Here is a 2,666-nt window from a genome sequence, read left to right as displayed (position 1 = left end):
GCCGGGCACCGCCGCGCCGCCGCAGGCTCAGTGCGCGCCAGGCTGGCCGGTGCGCGCGGCCTGGCCGCCGGCCGGCCAGAACAGCGCGAGCGGATTCGACAGCACCGTGCGGACGATCGCGGCGACGAGCGCGCGCACCTTGGTCGGGCGCAGGCTGCGCGAGCGCACGGCCATCGTGAACGCGAGTGCGAAGCTCACGAGCACGTTGAGGATCGCCATGCTGAGCACGCCGGCGCCGGCCCACCACAGCTCGGGCGTCCCGAGCGCACCCTTGCCCAGCACGCCGAGCGCGATCCCGATCGAGCCGGCCGACAGCGTCACGTGCCGCACCTCGAACGGGAACATGAACACGGTGACGATCGCCGGAACGAGGCCGAGCATCAGGCCGAGGCCGACGTTCGCGACCACGCCCGCGACGTTCGACCGGCAGAAGTGCGCGAGCTTCGCGGCGCCGGCCGCGCCGAGCGTCAGGCGCAGCCGGCGGTTGTAGGTGAGCGCGTCGCCGACCCGGTGCAGCACGAACCAGTTGTCGGCCCAGCCCGCGAGCAGGCTCGACGCCCACAGCAGCACGCCCGTCAGCGCCGCGTAGAGCGGCGTCGGGCCGAGCAGCGAGAACGAGTGCAGCGTCGCGTGCGCCTTCTCCGGCGAGATCAGGTTCGCGTGCAGCACGTTGCCCGCGAACAGCTGCACGAGCAGGCACACGGGCAGCACGACGAGCACGTTGCCGGAAATCGCGGCCGCCTGCGTGCGGATCAGCGCGATCACCGACGACACGAACGCCTTCACGCCTTCGTCGTGGCCGGTGTCGTCGAGTTCGCGCGCGAGCGTTGGCGCGGTCATCGCGGGCTGTTTGGTCGCGAGCGTGAAGTGCAGGAAGTGCATCAGCATGAAGCTGGCCGCGTAGTTGATGCCCGCGAGCAGCCCTTCGAGCATCGACTGCAGGTGCGCGCCCGTGATCGCGAACTTCACGCACACGGTCACGACCGTGACGAGGCCGCCGCCGGCGGCCATCCGCAGCATCTTCAGGTACTCGGCGCGGCCGCGCGAGATGTAGTGCTCGCCGGTGTCCGCGTTGGTCTCGACGAGCTTGCGCGCGAACAGCGAGAAGTTGCTGCGCACGAGGTGCGTGACGCTCTGGCTGTTCTGGTTCGCGTCGACCAGCTCGGCCGTCAGGCGTGCCATCCCGTGCAGGTCGTCGCGTGCCATCCACGCGTTCAGCAGCGTTTCGGCGCGCAGGATGCGCATGCGCATCCGTTCGACCTGGAACACGATGTCGACCGACACGCCGTTGCGGTACAGGTGCGAGAACACGTTGTCGACCGCGATCCGGCATTCGTCGAGCAGCACGCGCAGGTAGTTCACCTCGTGCAGCAGCTTGCTCGGGTCGCCGCCGTCCTCGACGGCCGCGTGCGCGGTCTCGACCGCGAGCATCGCGCGCGTGAGGCGATAGAACGGCTGCGTTTCGAGCGGCTGGCGCGCGTCGTCGTCGGACAGCCGGCTGCGCACCGTCTGCGACAGGCCGGTCGAGCTGATCTGGCAGGTCAGGTTGTGCAGCGCGGCCAGCAGATCGCGCGAGAACGAGCCGGGCTCGTGGCGCTCTTCGTCGGTGACGTCGAACGAGAACAGCTCGGCGAGGCGCGCGAGCAGGTCGTCGGGCAGCGCGTCGATCCATTGCGCGTCCCCGGGTGCCGGGAACATCAGCGTGAACAGCGCCGACAGTTCGCGGCGGTTCGGCGCGGGCGGGATCAGCGACGAGTCGATCCGCTCGAACAGCGCGCCGAAGAAGCCCGAGTGCACGGGCATGCCGGCGTCGCACAGCAGCGAGATGCCGTCGCACTCGCGCAGGATGCCGCGCAGGATGCGTGCGGCATGCGATTTCCATGCGGGGTTGCGATCGAGCACGTGGAACAGGTAGCGCAACCGCGCATGGGCCGGATACGCGCGTGCGTCGGCGTCGCGCTCGGCCGGCGCGTCCTGCATCGTGCCGTTGCGGCGCAGCCAGTGCGCGAGCTCGATCAGCCATTCGCTGCGCTCGGCGTATGACGCATCGGCGTCGGCGTGCGCGAGCAGCGCATCGAGCTGGTGGCCGGCATTGCGCGACGCGCGCCACTTCTTGATCAGGGTCGTCAGGGAACGAAACATAAACGGAATAGCGAAAGCCCTGGACGGGCGGGTTCGGGATGCCGGCCGGGAATGCGGCACGGCGCCGGGGAGAACGGGTGAGACGGGGCCGGTTGCCGGACGATGCGCGGTACGGCTGCCCCGCTGCGGTGCACGCCGATCGCGTCCGGGCGCGGGGAGGCACGGCAGTCGGGCCGAATGCGGCCCGGTGCCGCCGGCTCGCGCGCACGACGAGCGGCGCGAGCCTGAAAGTGCGTAGGATCGTCAATCGGGCCGGAAAATGCAAGCCGACCGCGTTGCATGGTGCCGGTTCCGGTCGACTTTGACAAACAATGCAAAGTCGCCGTTCGGCCGATGAAGGCGCGCTGTGCGATCGGCTGCCGGCAGCCGCGCCGCGTCGGACGAAGCCGCAGGCGAACGGTTCTTCGGACGTCCGTCAGCGCTGCCGGCTCATGCGCCGCCGGACTTGCCCGTCGCGCCGGCGTCGCCGCCGGACGTCGGGACGGCCGGGCACGGAACGACCGGCGCGGCGGCCGTCTTGCTGC

At 70.5% G+C, this 2,666-nt stretch carries 1 protein-coding gene; it reads right to left on the bottom strand.

Annotation, left to right across the window (positions count from 1 at the left end; all coding sequences use genetic code 11):
• Nucleotides 1–27: 27 nt before the first annotated feature.
• Nucleotides 28–2,142: a site-specific recombinase gene (locus ACNQQL_RS35760; RefSeq protein ID WP_072436299.1), complete on the bottom strand. Its 2,115-nt coding sequence runs from the start codon at nucleotides 2,140–2,142 to the stop codon at nucleotides 28–30.
• Between the last annotated feature and the right edge of the window lie 524 nt (nucleotides 2,143–2,666).

It is taken from the genome of Burkholderia sp. LFS061 (assembly GCF_047978125.1).
Taxonomy (GTDB): domain Bacteria; phylum Pseudomonadota; class Gammaproteobacteria; order Burkholderiales; family Burkholderiaceae; genus Burkholderia; species Burkholderia pyrrocinia_C.
Note: the sequence above shows the minus strand (reverse complement) of the source record. Positions and strands in the feature narration are given on the sequence as shown.